Source organism: Oceanibacterium hippocampi, from assembly GCF_900172325.1.
GTDB classification, from domain to species: Bacteria; Pseudomonadota; Alphaproteobacteria; order Sneathiellales; family Sneathiellaceae; genus Oceanibacterium; species Oceanibacterium hippocampi.
Genome location: NZ_FWFR01000009.1, coordinates 25102 through 39189, shown reverse-complemented (window position 1 = coordinate 39189; position 14088 = coordinate 25102). Strand labels below are relative to the sequence as shown.

Sequence of the window (14088 nt, the reverse complement as noted above, 5' to 3'; positions counted from 1 at the left end):
CGGCGGCGGTGTCGGTCGCCGGTGCGTCGGGCTTCTCGGCGGCGGTGTCGGTCGCCGGCACGTCGGACTTCTCGGCGGCGGTGTCGGTCGCCGGTGCGTCGGGCTTCTCGGCGGCGGTGTCGGTCGCAGGCGTATCGGGCTTCTCGGCAGCGGTGTCGGTCGCGGGCACACCTTGCGCCGCGGGGGCGGCCTTCTCGTCTGCTGCCGCATTGTCTGCCGGAGCAGCACTCATGGCGCCGGCGATCGGGTTCGGCGCAGTGGCCTGCGCGGGCGGCTCGTTCGCCTGTGGATCGGTCGGCTTCGGTTTGGGAAGGACGGTCGTCGTATCGGACGCGGTGGCGCTGGCCTCCGCAGGCATCGACGATGTCGCCTCCCCCGCCGTCGCCTGGGCCAGCCGGACCGGCTCGTCAGAGGCCCAAACCGGAACCGACGCCACCGCCGGAACCAGAAACGCGACCAGTGCAGCTGTCTGAAACAGCGTTATCGTGGATCTCTGCATGTCTGCTCTCATTCCTGCCGCGCGGCGCCCTCCCGGTTTTCCTAATCTAAGCATTGCAGGATCCGATATGAACCGTCGCTGAACGAATTCCCGCATCGGACACGCCGCTCAGGCCTCATTAACCAAACCTGAAAGCTTTTCCGGCGATCCTTCCCGCCGGAAAGCGAGGAGACGCCACGCATGAACACGAACGACATCGTGAAGGCCAGCGTCGTCGGCAGCGAGGCACGGAACGAGATCGGCCTCGGGCTATATCTGGCCGATCAGCCGGACGAGCGCATGAGTATCGCTCTCAGTGCCGACGATACGCTTCGGCTCGCCAATATTCTCGTCGGCCAGGTGATGAGCCTGCCGCAGCCGCCGGATCAGCAGGCGATCAAGGGCTTCCTCGCCAATCTGCTGCGCCAGATGGGTAGCCGCGCGCCCTGACCCGCCGCGGCACCGCGCGGCACCGCGCGAAAGCGGGCCGGGATCTGCTATCGTACCGCAAGTACCCGACAGCTCCCGACAGGCGAGTACGATGCGCGCGATGATCCTGAACAGGGCGGCAGCCGGCCGCCTCGACGCGGTCGAACGGGACCGCCCCGACCCCGGCCCGGGCGAGGTGCTGGTCAAGGTCGCCGCCTGCGGCGTCTGCCGTACTGATCTCCATGTCGTCGACGGCGACCTGCCCGAACCGAAGATCCCGATTATTCCCGGACATGAGATCGTCGGCCGCGTCGTCGCTTGCGGTTCCGGCGTAGAAGGCTTCCCTGCCGGCCTCCGCGTCGGCATTCCCTGGCTCGGATTCTCCTGCGGGACTTGCGACTATTGCCGCCGAGACGAGGAGAATCTCTGCCCCGACGCCTCCTTCACCGGCTACCGGATCGACGGCGGCTATGCCGACTATGCCTGCGCCGACGCGCGCTATGTCTTTCCGCTACCGGAGGGCTACGAGGATGCCGAGGCGGCGCCCCTGCTCTGTGCCGGGCTGATCGGCCATCGCGCCTACCGGATGACCGGCACGGCGCACAGGATCGGCGTCTACGGGTTCGGCGCGGCGGCGCATATCATGATCCAGGTGGCGCTGTACGAAGGACGGGAGGTTCACGCCTTCACCCGGCCCGGCGACGAGGCGGCGCAGGTTTTCGCCCGCGAACTCGGTGCGGCCTGGGCAGGGCCGTCCGGCGCGGCACCGCCGGCACTGCTGGACGCGGCCGTGATCTTCGCCCCGGTCGGCGCCCTCGTCCCGGAAGCGCTGGCGCGGATACGGCCCGGCGGAACCGTGGTCTGTGCCGGCATTCACATGAGCGACATCCCGGGCTTTCCCTATCGCCTGCTCTGGGAGGAGCGAGTGATCCGCTCGGTCGCCAACCTGACCCGGCGCGACGCCATCGACTTCCTGGCGATCGCGCCGAAAGTGCCCGTACGAACCCATATCCGGCGCTATCCGCTGGCCCGGGCCAACGACGCGCTTAGCGATCTTCGCGACGGGCACCTCCAGGGCGCGGCGGTGCTGATCCCCTGACGCCGCGTCGACGGCCCGCTCAGGCCTCGATGATGCGACGCTCGTCTGCGTCGAGGACGAGACAGCTGAGCCGTCCGGTCACGAAGGCGCCGGTGTCGATCCCGATCCGGTTGGCACGGAATTCCGGGGCATTCGAGATCGTGTGGCCATGCACGATGACCTTGCCGAAATCCTCGCCGCTGTTCAGGAACGGCCCGCGAATCCACAGCAGATCCTCCGACGATTGCAGCTCCAGCGGAATACCGGGCCGGACGCCGGCATGGACGAAGGCAAAGTCCCCCTCGACATGGATTTCCTTCAGCCCGCGCAGAAAGTCCCGGTGATGGTCCGGCAGCCGTTCGCGCCATTCCGCCTGCAGGGCCTCGATCGGCAGGTCCCGGTGATAGTCGTCCGGCACATCGATACCGTAGCTTCGCATGGTCGCGAGCCCGCCATAGGTGAGCCAGCTCGGCGCGACCGAGAGATCGTCGAGAAAGCGGAGCAGATAGTCCTCGTGATTGCCCTTGAGGCAGAGGATCTCGAAGCCCGGCAGGGGATCGCCGCAGAGTTCCTCCACCATGGCGCAGGAATCGGGGCCGCGGTCGACGATGTCGCCCAGCAGCACGACGACGTTGCGCGGCCGATTTGCCTGTGCGGCATCGTCGAGAATCTTGGCTTTCAACAGGCGCCAGAGGTCGAAACAACCATGGACATCGCCGACGGCGTAGATGCGGCTGTCCTCTGTCGGCCGCGCCGTCTTCGCAGGCGCCGACCGGCGAAAGGCTCTCAGTATCAACGGATCCCTTTCCGTCTTGTGCGGACATCGGCAGTCCCGGCCGACCCGTCTTCAAAGGCACCGGGCTGCCACGAATTGTCAAGCCCCGGGGCGCCGGGGCGCCTTGCGCAGGATCAATGCGGTGGGTCTCCGGAACGCGAGAATCGGCGTTGCAGCACAGGGAGGTTGGCATGACCCACTTGATTCGGCAGATCCAGACCGATCACCGCAACCTTAACCGGATGCTGGCCGCGCTCGAACGGCAGCTCGAGCGGTTCCGGAACGGCGAACAGCCGGCGTGGGACCTGATCAGCGACGTCGTCGAATACTGCGATGTCTATCCCGACCGGGTCCATCACCCGAAGGAAGACCTGGTCTACGAACGCATGGTGAAACGCGATCCGGGCCTGGCCGCCGGGATCGGCGATCTGCGCGACGAGCATCGGCGGCTCGCGGAACTGAGCAAACGCTTCGCGTCCCTGGTCGAGGCCGTCCTGGCCGACACCCAATTGCCCCGCGCGACGGTCGCCGAGGCCATCGAAACCTTCATACGCGCCAACAGGGAGCACATGATGAAGGAGGAAGCCGAATTCCTGCCGCTCGCCAGACGCCTGCTCTCCGAGGCCGACTGGCGCGCCCTGGAGGCTGTTGTCGAGGCGAGCGACGATCCGCTCTTCGGCGCCGGGAACGAGGGACGGTTCGCCGATCTGCGCCGCGAGATCCTCGAGATTGACGCCGAGAGGTCCCGCAACAGGGGCTGATCCCGGGCACAGACCCCGGACCGGGTCGTGAAATCCGGCCATTCCCCTCACATTCGAACTCACTTCACGATACTGTCACGGTTCTGCATATGCTGACCGCGGACATGGCCTGCTCCCGCAGGGCGCGGCCGCGGCTGATGGCCTGACCGGCGGACGAGAACTTGATACACGCGATCTATCGGATACCGGACGACGCCGGGTCGCTGACCTGGCTGGCCCGCCTGCCGACCGGACTGACGGTCGCGAAAGGTCCTGCATCCCGCATCGACTGGCTTTTCCTCGACAGTTTCGACTGGCGCCTCTTCCGCGCCGGACATGTTCTCCGGCTCGCCGAACGGGACGGCGGGCGGAGGCTCGAATGGCTGCCGGACAGGACGGCCGAGCCGGCCCTCGTCACCGAATGGCCCGGCAAGGCGCCGCCTTCGTGGCCCGCCGAACTGGGGATGAGCCCGCTGGCGGAGACGCTCGCGGCGGCACTCGACATCCGGGCCCTGATGCCGGTCGGGCGGGCGACCGCCCGGAGCCGGGAGTTCGCCCTTCTCGACGACAACGAGAAGACCGTCGCCCGGCTCCATGAACGCGAGTTCGCCGCACGCGGCCTCGCCGGCGGCCGGAGGACAGGGCGGTTCCGCACCATCGACATCGACGGCCTGCGCGGCTACGGCAAGATCTCGCGCAGGATCGGTCAGGCCTTTCGCCAGGCCGGGGTCGCGGCGCTGACACCGACCGATGTCGTCGCCTTTGCCGCCGCCGCGAACGGCCGGCCGGCCGGCGGCTACAGCGGCAAGGTCGATGTCGTCCTCCGCCCCGGGCAGCCGGCGTCGAGCGCGGCGCGCGCGATCCTCCGCGACCTGCTCGACACCATCGAGGTCAACGAGGCCGGCACCCGGCGGGACATCGACAGCGAGTTCCTGCACGATTACCGCGTCGCGCTGCGCCGTTCCCGGTCGCTGCTCAAACATCTGTCCGGGTTGCTGCCCGAGGCCGAACGGACCAGGGCGCGCCTCCGCCTGCAGCGCCTCGCGGCCTCGACCGGCGAGACCCGCGATCTCGACGTCTACCTGCTGCACATGACCGAGTACCGGAAGGCGCTGCCGAAGCGGCTCGGCCCCGGCATCGATGTCCTCGCCGCCCATATCGCCGCCAAACGCGGCAAGGCCCGGCAGCGGATGCTCCGCTATTTCTCGGCCAGGCCGACGCGCCAGTTCCTCGCCGACTGGCGCCGGTTCCTCGAACAGGCGCCTGAGGACGCGGACGTGGAGGACCAACCCGGCGCGCTCGACTTCGCCCGGGCTCGGATCTGGAAGGTCTATCGCCGCATCGTCCGTGACGGGGCCGCGATCGACGACAATTCGCCGGCGGAAGCCCTCCACGAACTCCGAAAGCGCTGCAAGGATCTGCGCTATCTGATGGAATTCTTCCGCTCGCTGTTCCCGAAACGGGATATCACCGTCCTGATCGGTCAGTTGAAGCGCTTCCAGGACAATCTCGGCGCGTTCCAGGATTACGCCGTGCAGGCGGAGACGCTGCGCGCCTACGAGACGGAACTGCGTGCCGGCGACGCGCTGCCGCGCAAGGCCGAAGAGGCGATCGAGGCACTGGTAGAACAGTTCGACGGGCGGATGCATGCGGCACGGGCGGAATTCCAGGCCCGCTTCGGACGCTTCGCCGGCACGGAGAACGACAAGCGCTTTCGCGCGCTGTTTCGCGGCGACAAGACCCGGAAAGGGATACCGGCATGATCTATCTCGCGGTCCACAACATGAAGGGCGGAGTCGGCAAGACCGCTACGGCGGTCAACCTCGCCTATCTGGCCGCGGACGAAGGTGCCCGGGTGTTGCTGTGGGATCTCGATCCGCAGGGCGCGTCGAGCTTCTATCTGCGAATCAGGGACAAGGTGAAGGGCGGCGCGCGGAAGCTGATCCAGGGCAAGAAAGACCTGCTTTCGCTCGTCAAGGCGACCGATTTCGAGCGGTTCGACCTCTTGCCGGCGGACATGTCCTACCGCAATTTCGATATCCTGCTCGACGCCGAGAAGAAATCCACCCGCCGGCTGCGCCAGCTGATGAAGCCGCTCGGCAACGACTATGACATCGTGCTCCTCGATTGTCCGCCCGGACTGACCCTGCTGTCGGAGAACATCCTGCGGGCCGCGGACGCGATCATCGTGCCGCTGATCCCGACCACGCTTTCCATCCGGAGCCATGAACAGACGGTCGAGTTCTGCCGGGAGAACGACATCAGGACGCCGAATTTCCTGCCGTTCTTCAGCATGGTCGACCGGCGGAAGAAACTGCACAGGGAACTGACACAGGACGAAACGCGAAAGGCCCTCGGTATCCTCTCCTCGGCGATCCCCTATTCGAGCGATATCGAGCGCATGGGCATCGAACGGGCCCCGGTTCCGGCCTTCGCGCCGCGGACGACGGCAGCAGGCTGCTATCGCGCCCTGTGGCGGGAGATCCGCGATCGCTTGCCAGCCCGGACACGCCGCGCATGATTCACGGCAGGGTCAGCGGGACCCCTCGGCCGGCCCCCAGGTCGACCAGGGCGACTTGTAGAGGCTGCCGTTGAGATAGCGGCGGTCGTCGGTGACCTCGCGGCCGGCCCAATCCGGCAGGGCGCCGATTTCCTCGCCCTCGCCGAATTCGATCTCGGCCATGACCAGCCCCTCGTTGACGCCGTGGAAGACGTCCACCTCCCAGGTCCGGCCATCGTGCGGCACCCGGTAACGAGTCTTGGAAAGCGGCGGACTGGGACAGAGTTCCTGAAGCATCTGCTCGGCTTCGGCGAGCGGGACGTCATACTCGAACTCCATCCGGCGCCGCGCATCCTGTCCTTTCTTGATGGTCAGGATTCCGCGCTCGCCATAACGCCTGATGCGGATCGACAGCGTTCCCTGCTCGGCGAGGTAGCCTTGCGAGATCACCGTTCCGGAATCGGCCAAAGATCGCCAGCCGTCACCGGCGACGAGGAATTTTCGTTCGATTTCGATATTTGCGGTCATGTCCGGCATTTAAGCCAGCGCGCCGTCCCGGTCAACGCCGGGGGCAGAGCGGGCGACCAGTCGCCGGGCGACTGGCCGCCACGGAGCGCCGGACCGGGGGGGGGAGGACGGTCTTGAGCTCCGAGTGCCCTCGATTCGTCTGGGGGACGAGATCAGGTACTGACACTGAAACGCTACGCAACTACGCACTCGGTACTGACACTACTTCCAGTTCGATTTCGGCTTCCGGGCGGTACCGGTCGCGCCACATCTCGCTGAATCAACTGCTCACTGATTATTACGATAACGCCAATCCACTAACGAAAGGTTACCGCCGGAAACAACAAATCACTGAGTACTCAATCTACTCAGTGAGTATATAACGCGACGGACATGCCGATTCAAGGGCCAAATTCGGATTATTCGCCTCGAAGGTGATTTTGTTGGCCACGCGCCAACCGCCGCGCCGCAAGGCTGCGCGGGGTCTGCGGAACGAACCGGCGATCAGATGAGGGTGATGGAAATCCCGTCGATCCCGTCGACGCCACCTTCGATCCGGTCGCCCCGGACCATCGCGCCGACGCCGGCGGGCGTCCCGGTATAGATCAGGTCGCCCGGCACGAGGGTGAACAGGGCAGAGAGACAGGCGATCGTTTCCGGCACCGACCAGATCAGGTCGGCGATATCGGCGTCCTGACGGATCTCGCCATTGACGCTGAGCCAGATCCGCCCCCGCGACGGATGGCCGATTACGCTGGCCGGGTGCAGTGCCGACAGCGGCGCCGAGTGATCGAAGCCCTTGCCGGTATCCCACGGCCGGCCCTTGTCGCGGGCGGCGAGTTGCAGGTCGCGACGGGTCAGGTCGATGCCGACCCCGTAGCCCCATACATGGTCGAGCGCGTCGGCCTCGGCGATATTGCAGCCGCCCCTGCCGATCGCCGCGACCAGTTCGATCTCATGGTGGAGGTTTGCGGTTTCCGGCGGATAGGGCACGGCCGCGCCGTTGGCGACCAGCGCGTCGGCCGGCTTCATGAAGAAGAACGGCGGCTCGCGATCCGGATCCTTGCCCATCTCGCGAGCATGAGCGGCATAGTTCCGCCCAACGCAATAGATCCGCCGGACGGGAAACCGATCCTCGCTGCCGGCGACCGCGGCGGCCGCCTGCTCGGCCGGTTCGATTACATACGCCATGACCTCATCCCCTTGCACTGCGTCGCGGATGCGCGGCGCGCAACTGACCCGATCTCCGTGCCTATCAGATGCCGCGCCGCGATTCCAGTCGTTGTGTTGGCCTACCCAACAGTCCGGGAGAGCAGTCGTCCCGGCAGGCTGCGGTCAGCGTTCCAGGACCGCCGAAGCCCGGCTCGAGGTGGTCACGAGGTCGATGCAGTCGCCCTTCGCCTCACCGCCCTGCTCGCATTCGAGAACGTCGTTGACCAGCATCCGGGCGATCTCGGCACAAGCCAGGCCGCGGATATCGAAAAGCCGCACGCTGGTCTTGCCGGCGCGCAGCGGCGCCCCGTCAACGGCGAGCCGCCGGTTGATCACCCCGTCGCTGCCGAACATCACGAGATCGATCTTCAGCGCGCTGAAGTCCATCTGGGTGCCGTTCTGATAGACCAGGTAGGCGCGGCAGGCGCCGTCGGTGTCCTCGAGCTTGTTGAGCTCGATCCCGAGCTTGCCATCTTCGGCCCAGGCGGCGGCGCCGGTGCCAGGAACAGTAAAGCCGAGAACGGCAAGCACCGTGCAGGCGAAGGCGATAAGGCGACTCATATGGAACTCCTCCCATTCGACCGGTCATGAAGCGGACGGGGCGGCCCGCACGCCCGGTTATACCGCCTCGCGGCCGCTTCCGCCAACCGCTTCACCCGCAGCGCGATCACTGTGGCGCGGCCCCGTTGCCAACCTTAAGGTGGTGCCGCCCGGACAATTGCGAAAGATGCGTGTCATGTTCGATTTCGGTACCGACATTCACGACTGTTTCTCCGCCGACTATGCGGAGGCGCGCGGCAAGTTCCTCGCCGCCGCGGAGGCCGCAGGCGCCGCCGCCATGCGCGCCTACCTCAACCCCAACAAGGGACCGGACGGCGAAACCCTGGCCACCGATACCGCATGGTTCGGTCCGGACGATGCCCGCGCGGTGCTCGTCATGATCGCCGCGACACACGGCGTGGAAGGCTTCACCGGTTCCGGCGCGATGGTCGACTGGATGCGGATCGGCGGGCCGGAGCGACTGCCCGAAGGCAGCGCCGCCCTGCTCGTGCACGCGATCAATCCCTACGGCTTCGCCTGGCTGCGCCGGGTCACAGAAGAAGGCGTCGACCTGAACCGGAACTGGGTCGACTTCGCCGAGCCGCTCCCGGACAACCCGGGCTACGACGAACTCGCCGACGCCTTCGTGCCGACCGCCCTCGACGGAGCCGTCTTCGACGCCGCCGAGGCGAAGATCGCCGCCTGGCGCGAGAAACATGGCGAGCGCGCCTTCCAGATCGCCCGCGGCGGGGGCCAGTATCGCCACCCGTCGGGGATGTTCTTCGGCGGCACCGCGCCGACCTGGGCGCGCGGCACGCTGGAATCCATCATCGCCGACAACGATCTCGCCTCGCGCCGCATGAACGCGGTCATCGACTACCACACCGGGCTCGGCCCGTTTTCCTATGGCGAGCCGATCAGCGGCAACCGGCCGGGCTCGAAGGGGCATGCGCTCGCCCGCCAGTGGGTCGGCGAGAGCCTGACCGAGCCGGATCTCGGGACCTCGTCCTCGGTGCCGAAGGTCGGCATGTCGGAATTCGGCTGGACCCGCGCGGTAGGCGACCGGCATGTCTACGTGGCGTTGGAATACGGCACCTACTCCCCGGAGCTTGGCCGCCTCGCGCTGCGCGAGGATCACTGGCTGCATGCCTATGGCAGGCTCGACTGGGCCTCGCCCGAGACGCAGCGGATCAAGGCGCGGATCCGTCACCATTATTATCCGGCAACCGACGACTGGCGCGAGATGGTGATCTTCCGCAGCCGCCAGATGATCGGCGCGATGCAGCGCGGTCTCGCCACGCTCTAGATTGCGGTCCGGGGTGCCGGAGCGGGTTGGAAGGCCCGCGCCGCCCGTCGACGCCTCAGGCGGCGGCGGCCTCGCGCACCCAGTCGAGCCGGTCCTGGCCGAAGAACATCTCGTCGCCGATGAAGAAGGTCGGGGCGCCGAAGATGCCGCGCTCCACCGCCTTCTCGGTGCAGGCGATCAGTCCGCCCTTGATCTCGGGGTCGGCGATGCCCTCGAAATAGGCCTTGGCGTCGAGCCCCGCGGCGGTCAGCACCTCGCCGATCACCGCCGGGTCGTTCATGTTCTTCTCGTCACGCCAGATCGCCGGGTAGACGGCATCCAGATAGGCATCGGATTCACCGCGCTTGCCCGCGAGGATCGCGCCGCGCATTAGGTTGAGCGTGTTGATCGGGAAATGCGGGTTGAAGCGGAACGGCACGCCATAGCGGCTGGCGTAGCGCTTCATGTCCCGAAAGAAATACCGCCCCTTTGCCGGAATGTCGGCCGGGCTGGTATTGCCGACCGCCTTGAAGACGCCGCCGAGCAGCATCGGGCGGAAGTCGACCGTGGCGCCGGTCTCCTCGGCCAGCCGCCGGATCTGGGTCCATGCCAGGTAGGCCGCCGGGCTGCCGACGTCGTAATAGAATTCAATGGTCTTGGACATCCTGCTCTCTCCTTCCGTGGATCGGTCTCACCATGGTTCGACCCAGGGCCGGAAATCGACCTCGTGGCTCCATGCGGACCGCGTTTGTTGATGCAGTGCGTAATAGGCTTCGGCGATTGCTTCGGGCGACAGCAGACCATCTGCCGGGCGGGCGGCGACCATGTCGGGAAAGCCCTCGCGGATGAACGGGGTGTCGATCGGTCCGTCGATCACCGCATGCGCGACGTGGATCCCCTTCGGCCCGAGTTCGCGGGCCATCGATTGGGCGAGCGCGCGCAGCCCGTGCTTTGCGCCGGCAAAGGCGGCATAGCCGGTGCCGCCGCGAACGCTCGCCGTGGCGCCGGTGAAGATGATCGTGCCACGGCCGCGCGGGCCCATGCGCCGCGCCGCCTCCCGGCCGACCAGAAAGCCGGAGAAGCAGGCCATCTCCCAGACCTTGAAATATTTCTGCGTCGTCGTCTCGAGGATCGGGTAGCGGACATTGCCGCCGACATTGTGGACCACGACCTCGAGCGGACCAATGACGTCCTCGATCTCGTCGAACAGGGCGACCACGTCCGCTTCCCGGCGGGCGTCGCAGTTGAAGCCGCGGGCGCGCCCGCCCTTGCGTTCGATATCGAAGGCGATCGGCGCCAGCCTGTCGCCGTTCCGCCGCGCCATGCAGGTGAAGTGACCGGTGGCAGCGAAACGGCGCGCGACCGCCTCGCCCGTGCTCTCGCCGGCGCCGACCACCAGCGCGACACCCTTTTCCCCGGTCATCGTCATCGGTTGTCCGTCTCCGCGCCCCGCTCCGACCCCGCCTCAGCCCGCCCTGCGGGCGCGTTCCCGATAGGCCGTGTAGAGCCCGGCCCCGGCAATGATCGCCGCGCCGAGCCAGACGTTGCCGGCGGGAATTTCCTGAAAGACGAGATAGCCGAGAAGGACCGCCCAGAGAAGGGCGGTGTATTCGAACGGCGCCAGGATCGCCACCGCGACGCGGGAATAGGCAACAGCCGTCAGGTAATGGGCACCGAGGCCCAGCACCGCCATCATGACCAGCAGCCATATGTGGGCCGGATCGACCGGCACCCAGACGAACGGCGTCACGGCGCCGGCGACGATGAGCTGCATGATCGACATGTAGGCGACCAGCGACAGCATCGATTCGGTCCGCCCGAGCGATCGGGTCACGACCTGCGCCAGGGCATAGAAGACGGCGGCGCCGATTGCCAGCAGCGCGCCGGGCGCCAGTCCGCCGGTCGGCTCGACCACCAGCATCACGCCAAGGAAACCGACGATCGTCGCCGACCAGCGGCGAATGCCCACCTTCTCGCCCAGGATCGGCACCGCCAGCGCGGTCATGAACAGCGGCGCGGCGAAGGCGACCGTGACCGCGTCCGCCAGATTCATTACCCGTACCGCGAAGAAGAAGCAGAGGAACGCCGCCATCCCGGCGCTCGCCCGCACGAGATGCACCCACGGCCGGTCGGTCCGGAGCACCTTCAGCCCGCCCTGGTACATGATCATCGGCACCAGGAACGCGACCGCCAGCGCGGCGCGGATGCCGAGCACCTGCATCACCGGGTAGCGTTCGACGAGGAACTTGCCGATCGCGTCGAGCCCGCTCATCGCCGCGGCGCCCGCGAAGATGCAGAGGATGCCCAGCGCGGCGCCACTCGCCTGCCGTCCGTCGATCGCCCGCTCGACCTGCATCGTCACATCCCTTCCGGTCCAGCTTGCGAGAAGACGCGTTTTCTGGCGTCCCGGCAAGCGGCCCTTCGGCAATGCTGCGTTGCAGAGGTCGGGTAGCTTGCGCGCCGGACGACCCTGTAGCCGCCGTCACGGAACCGCCCGGGCTGGCATGTGATGATCTTCTTGTTTAGTTTTACTTGGATGGCGCGCTCACGCAGGGCGACACGACAACGGGAAATCAGAAAGCCATGAAACCAGCAGTCAGCTCCGCCGCCGCCCTCGGGCTCGCCCTCGCCTTCGGTGCGGCCGCCCTGCCCGACGCCCCGGCCCGGGCAGCCGATGCAAATGCCCTCGCCGCCGTCCGCGCCCATGACGGCATCCTCGTCGCCCAGGCCGACCCGCGCGTCACGCTCGCGCTGCGCGACCTGAAAAGCCTCGCCGAGAAGGTCAAGGCGCTGAAGCCCGGCGACAAGTCGACCGGCCAGGCCTACATGGGCCAGCTCGGCCGGATCGGCCAGAAGCTGAAGGCGGCCAAGGTCAAGACAGGCCCGGAATATGCCGAGGCGGTGACCCTCTACAACGCGCTCAACCAGGATATCGTCGCGATCGCCAACGCCCCCGCCGGCGGCGCGAAACCGGCGACACAGGCCGACAATCTTCCCGCCTCGGGCGGCAGCGCCCCCGCCACGACCGCGCCGTCCCAGACGACGACCGCCCCCTCGACCGCCGAACCGGCAACCAGCGCCGCCGCGGCCGAGATGAGCTCGCTGGAGAAGACCCGGCTGTCGCGCGTGAAGCGCAAGACCGACGGCCTCAGGTCCCGTCTCGAGTCCTACAAGTCGGTCGACCTGCAGAACCCGGCGAACGCCGAGAAGACCCGTGGCGACATCCAGATCGTGCGCGACGAGCTTGCCGCGCTTGGCCGCGACGATCATCCCGACGTGGTCGCCGAGGCAGCCCGGCTCGACGAGCTGGAAACGTTCCTCGACAGCCGCGTCGAGGCCGCCGCAGCAGACCTGACGCCGGAGGAAAAGCAAAAGGTCGAAGCGACTGCCGACAAGGTCTACAAGGCGCTCAAGGGCACCGAGACGGAGAATATCGGCCTGCTCCAGCCGCCCGAGCGGCAGGAGACCTATCGCGGCTATCTCGCCACCCTGCGCGGCGAACTCGACGGCCTGCCGAAGCAGGACCATCCGGCGGTCCTCGAGATCCGCGCCAATCTCGACAAGGCCGACCGGACGCTTGCCGCACGGATCGCCCAGGCCGATCAGCTGACCGAGAAATACGGCCTGATCCTCGCCCGTTATGTGGCGATCCAGGAGAAGTACAAGAGCGACAATTTCCCCGCCCGCCTCGCCGATCCGCTCGAGAAGGAGCAGGTCCGCGCCTGGGGTGAATCCGTCACGCAATGGTATGCCGAGCAGGAGAAGGATTCCGCCTGGCTGCAGTCGATCCAGCCGCTTGGCATCATCGACAAGCAGAAGATGTCGAGCGCGCTCTTCTGGATCGGTTCGAACACCCGCCGGACGCTCGACGAGATGATGAACGAGGCGACCCAGCTGGTGAACGGCAAGGTCGGCATCGCCATGGACCGGGCCACCTTCGTCGAGACGACGGACGCCTCCGACCCGCACCAGGTCGCCAACCGGCTGCTCGGCGAGGGCAAGTTCGAGGAGACCGTGAACGGTCTCAACGAAGGCCTCGAATATGTCGCCATCGCCGCCGCCTTCGACGAGGCGACCGGCGGCTCCGACCACGATCGCGTGGCCGAGAAGGCGCGCGTCGAGGCGGCCCTTGTCCGGCTCGACGAACTGACCGAGATCGCGCTCACGGAAATGCGCGTGCCGAAGGTCCGCTCTACTGACGGAGAGCTGCGCGCGGCGGCGGAAGAGGCCCTGAAGCGTGAGGTCGAGGGCGGCATCGAGTGGGCGCGGATGGAGATCACCTACGATCTCAACCGGCGCGAGAAGCTCAACACCAGCTTCAGCCGCTCCAGCATCTCGACGGTCACCGGTACGACCTACCACTATCTCTGGGACGAGTTCGGCGTGACCACGGTCGAGAAGGTCGGCGACAAGTATTTCATGCACTACAACAAGCTCGCCTTCTACCACAAGGGCGACGACCGGACCCGGCTCAACAAGTGGATCCTGGTCGACCGCTTCCGCACCTCGCAGATCCTCGAAGAGAATATCGACAAGTGAAGACG

14 protein-coding genes and 1 pseudogene are annotated in these 14088 nt (G+C 66.9%); 7 read left to right on the top strand and 8 right to left on the bottom strand.

The features are described 5' to 3' along the window. A pseudogene (locus OCH7691_RS23455) lies at positions 1 to 499 on the bottom strand (hypothetical protein); the annotation flags it as partial. Positions 500 to 679: 180 nt separating this feature from the next. Between OCH7691_RS23455 and OCH7691_RS22450 the strand changes: the two are divergent. Then, a complete protein-coding gene (locus tag OCH7691_RS22450; protein WP_085885857.1) occupies positions 680 to 928 on the top strand; it encodes a hypothetical protein in 249 nt (82 codons plus the stop codon). A 91-nt stretch (positions 929 to 1019) separates the two neighbouring features. Further along, positions 1020 to 2006, top strand: coding sequence for a zinc-dependent alcohol dehydrogenase family protein (locus tag OCH7691_RS22445; RefSeq protein ID WP_085885856.1), 987 nt, complete (start codon positions 1020 to 1022; stop codon positions 2004 to 2006). 19 nt (positions 2007 to 2025) lie between these two features. Here the strand turns inward: OCH7691_RS22445 and OCH7691_RS22440 are convergent, their stop codons facing one another. Further along, on the bottom strand, positions 2026 to 2781 hold the full coding sequence (locus OCH7691_RS22440; protein ID WP_217808207.1) for a metallophosphoesterase family protein: 756 nt from the start codon (positions 2779 to 2781) through the stop codon (positions 2026 to 2028). Between the two features lie 170 nt (positions 2782 to 2951). On the opposite strand from OCH7691_RS22440, the gene OCH7691_RS22435 reads away from it, so the two are divergent. The 3 genes from OCH7691_RS22435 to OCH7691_RS22425 all read left to right on the top strand — a co-directional run bounded on the left by OCH7691_RS22435 (position 2952) and on the right by OCH7691_RS22425 (position 6021). After that, positions 2952 to 3521, top strand: a complete 570-nt coding sequence (locus OCH7691_RS22435; RefSeq protein WP_176245212.1) for a hemerythrin domain-containing protein — start codon at positions 2952 to 2954, stop codon at positions 3519 to 3521. 161 nt (positions 3522 to 3682) lie between these two features. Further along, positions 3683 to 5263, top strand: a complete 1581-nt coding sequence (locus tag OCH7691_RS22430; RefSeq protein ID WP_085885854.1) for a CHAD domain-containing protein — start codon at positions 3683 to 3685, stop codon at positions 5261 to 5263. Next, on the top strand, positions 5260 to 6021 hold the full coding sequence (locus tag OCH7691_RS22425) for a ParA family protein (protein ID WP_085885853.1): 762 nt from the start codon (positions 5260 to 5262) through the stop codon (positions 6019 to 6021). The genes OCH7691_RS22430 and OCH7691_RS22425 overlap by 4 nt, the downstream gene beginning before the upstream one ends. Before the next feature lie 12 nt (positions 6022 to 6033). Here OCH7691_RS22425 and OCH7691_RS22420 read toward each other — a convergent pair whose 3' ends face one another. From OCH7691_RS22420 to OCH7691_RS22410, 3 genes are all read right to left on the bottom strand, one after another. Continuing rightward, positions 6034 to 6528, bottom strand: a complete 495-nt coding sequence (locus tag OCH7691_RS22420) for a CYTH domain-containing protein (RefSeq protein ID WP_085885852.1) — start codon at positions 6526 to 6528, stop codon at positions 6034 to 6036. A gap of 483 nt (positions 6529 to 7011) precedes the next feature. After that, positions 7012 to 7698 (bottom strand): fumarylacetoacetate hydrolase family protein, encoded by a 687-nt coding sequence (locus OCH7691_RS22415; RefSeq protein WP_085885851.1) that lies wholly within the window; start codon positions 7696 to 7698, stop codon positions 7012 to 7014. 144 nt (positions 7699 to 7842) lie between these two features. After that, complete coding sequence (locus tag OCH7691_RS22410; RefSeq protein WP_085885850.1) at positions 7843 to 8280, bottom strand: hypothetical protein; 438 nt, start codon at positions 8278 to 8280, stop codon at positions 7843 to 7845. A 166-nt stretch (positions 8281 to 8446) separates the two neighbouring features. Between OCH7691_RS22410 and OCH7691_RS22405 the strand changes: the two genes are divergently transcribed. After that, entirely contained in the window at positions 8447 to 9565 is a 1119-nt protein-coding gene (locus OCH7691_RS22405) for a M14 family metallopeptidase (RefSeq protein ID WP_217808206.1), read from the top strand. A 55-nt stretch (positions 9566 to 9620) separates the two neighbouring features. On the opposite strand, the gene OCH7691_RS22400 is transcribed toward OCH7691_RS22405, so the two are convergent. The 3 genes from OCH7691_RS22400 to OCH7691_RS22390 are packed head-to-tail and all read right to left on the bottom strand — an operon-like array spanning position 9621 to position 11900. Continuing rightward, entirely contained in the window at positions 9621 to 10208 is a 588-nt protein-coding gene (locus OCH7691_RS22400) for a 2-hydroxychromene-2-carboxylate isomerase (protein WP_085885849.1), read from the bottom strand. Between the two features lie 27 nt (positions 10209 to 10235). After that, positions 10236 to 10967 carry an SDR family NAD(P)-dependent oxidoreductase gene (locus OCH7691_RS22395; protein ID WP_085885862.1) on the bottom strand — a complete coding sequence of 244 codons (732 nt, stop codon included), beginning with the start codon at positions 10965 to 10967 and terminating at the stop codon, positions 10236 to 10238. Between the two features lie 42 nt (positions 10968 to 11009). Continuing rightward, positions 11010 to 11900, bottom strand: coding sequence for a DMT family transporter (locus OCH7691_RS22390; RefSeq protein WP_139839873.1), 891 nt, complete (start codon positions 11898 to 11900; stop codon positions 11010 to 11012). Between the two features lie 227 nt (positions 11901 to 12127). Between OCH7691_RS22390 and OCH7691_RS23450 the strand changes: the two genes are divergently transcribed. Then, the gene (locus OCH7691_RS23450; RefSeq protein WP_085885847.1) at positions 12128 to 14083 is read left to right on the top strand and encodes a GumC domain-containing protein; all 1956 of its coding nucleotides are present in this window, start codon (positions 12128 to 12130) and stop codon (positions 14081 to 14083) included. Positions 14084 to 14088 lie beyond the last annotated feature (5 nt).

Excerpts from the sequence above, each read along its gene's own strand:
- OCH7691_RS23450 (WP_085885847.1), top strand. The coding sequence starts at position 12,128 with ATGAAACCAGCAGTCAGCTCCGCCGCCGCCCTCGGGCTCGCCCTCGCC.
- OCH7691_RS22445 (WP_085885856.1), top strand. The coding sequence starts at position 1,020 with ATGCGCGCGATGATCCTGAACAGGGCGGCAGCCGGCCGCCTCGACGCG.
- OCH7691_RS22400 (WP_085885849.1), bottom strand. The coding sequence starts at position 10,208 with ATGTCCAAGACCATTGAATTCTATTACGACGTCGGCAGCCCGGCGGCC.
- OCH7691_RS22410 (WP_085885850.1), bottom strand. The coding sequence starts at position 8,280 with ATGAGTCGCCTTATCGCCTTCGCCTGCACGGTGCTTGCCGTTCTCGGC.
- OCH7691_RS22435 (WP_176245212.1), top strand. The coding sequence starts at position 2,952 with ATGACCCACTTGATTCGGCAGATCCAGACCGATCACCGCAACCTTAAC.
- OCH7691_RS22395 (WP_085885862.1), bottom strand. The coding sequence starts at position 10,967 with ATGACCGGGGAAAAGGGTGTCGCGCTGGTGGTCGGCGCCGGCGAGAGC.
- OCH7691_RS22415 (WP_085885851.1), bottom strand. The coding sequence starts at position 7,698 with ATGGCGTATGTAATCGAACCGGCCGAGCAGGCGGCCGCCGCGGTCGCC.
- OCH7691_RS22420 (WP_085885852.1), bottom strand. The coding sequence starts at position 6,528 with ATGACCGCAAATATCGAAATCGAACGAAAATTCCTCGTCGCCGGTGAC.
- OCH7691_RS22405 (WP_217808206.1), top strand. The coding sequence starts at position 8,447 with ATGCGTGTCATGTTCGATTTCGGTACCGACATTCACGACTGTTTCTCC.
- OCH7691_RS22390 (WP_139839873.1), bottom strand. The coding sequence starts at position 11,900 with ATGCAGGTCGAGCGGGCGATCGACGGACGGCAGGCGAGTGGCGCCGCG.
- OCH7691_RS22450 (WP_085885857.1), top strand. The coding sequence starts at position 680 with ATGAACACGAACGACATCGTGAAGGCCAGCGTCGTCGGCAGCGAGGCA.
- OCH7691_RS22425 (WP_085885853.1), top strand. The coding sequence starts at position 5,260 with ATGATCTATCTCGCGGTCCACAACATGAAGGGCGGAGTCGGCAAGACC.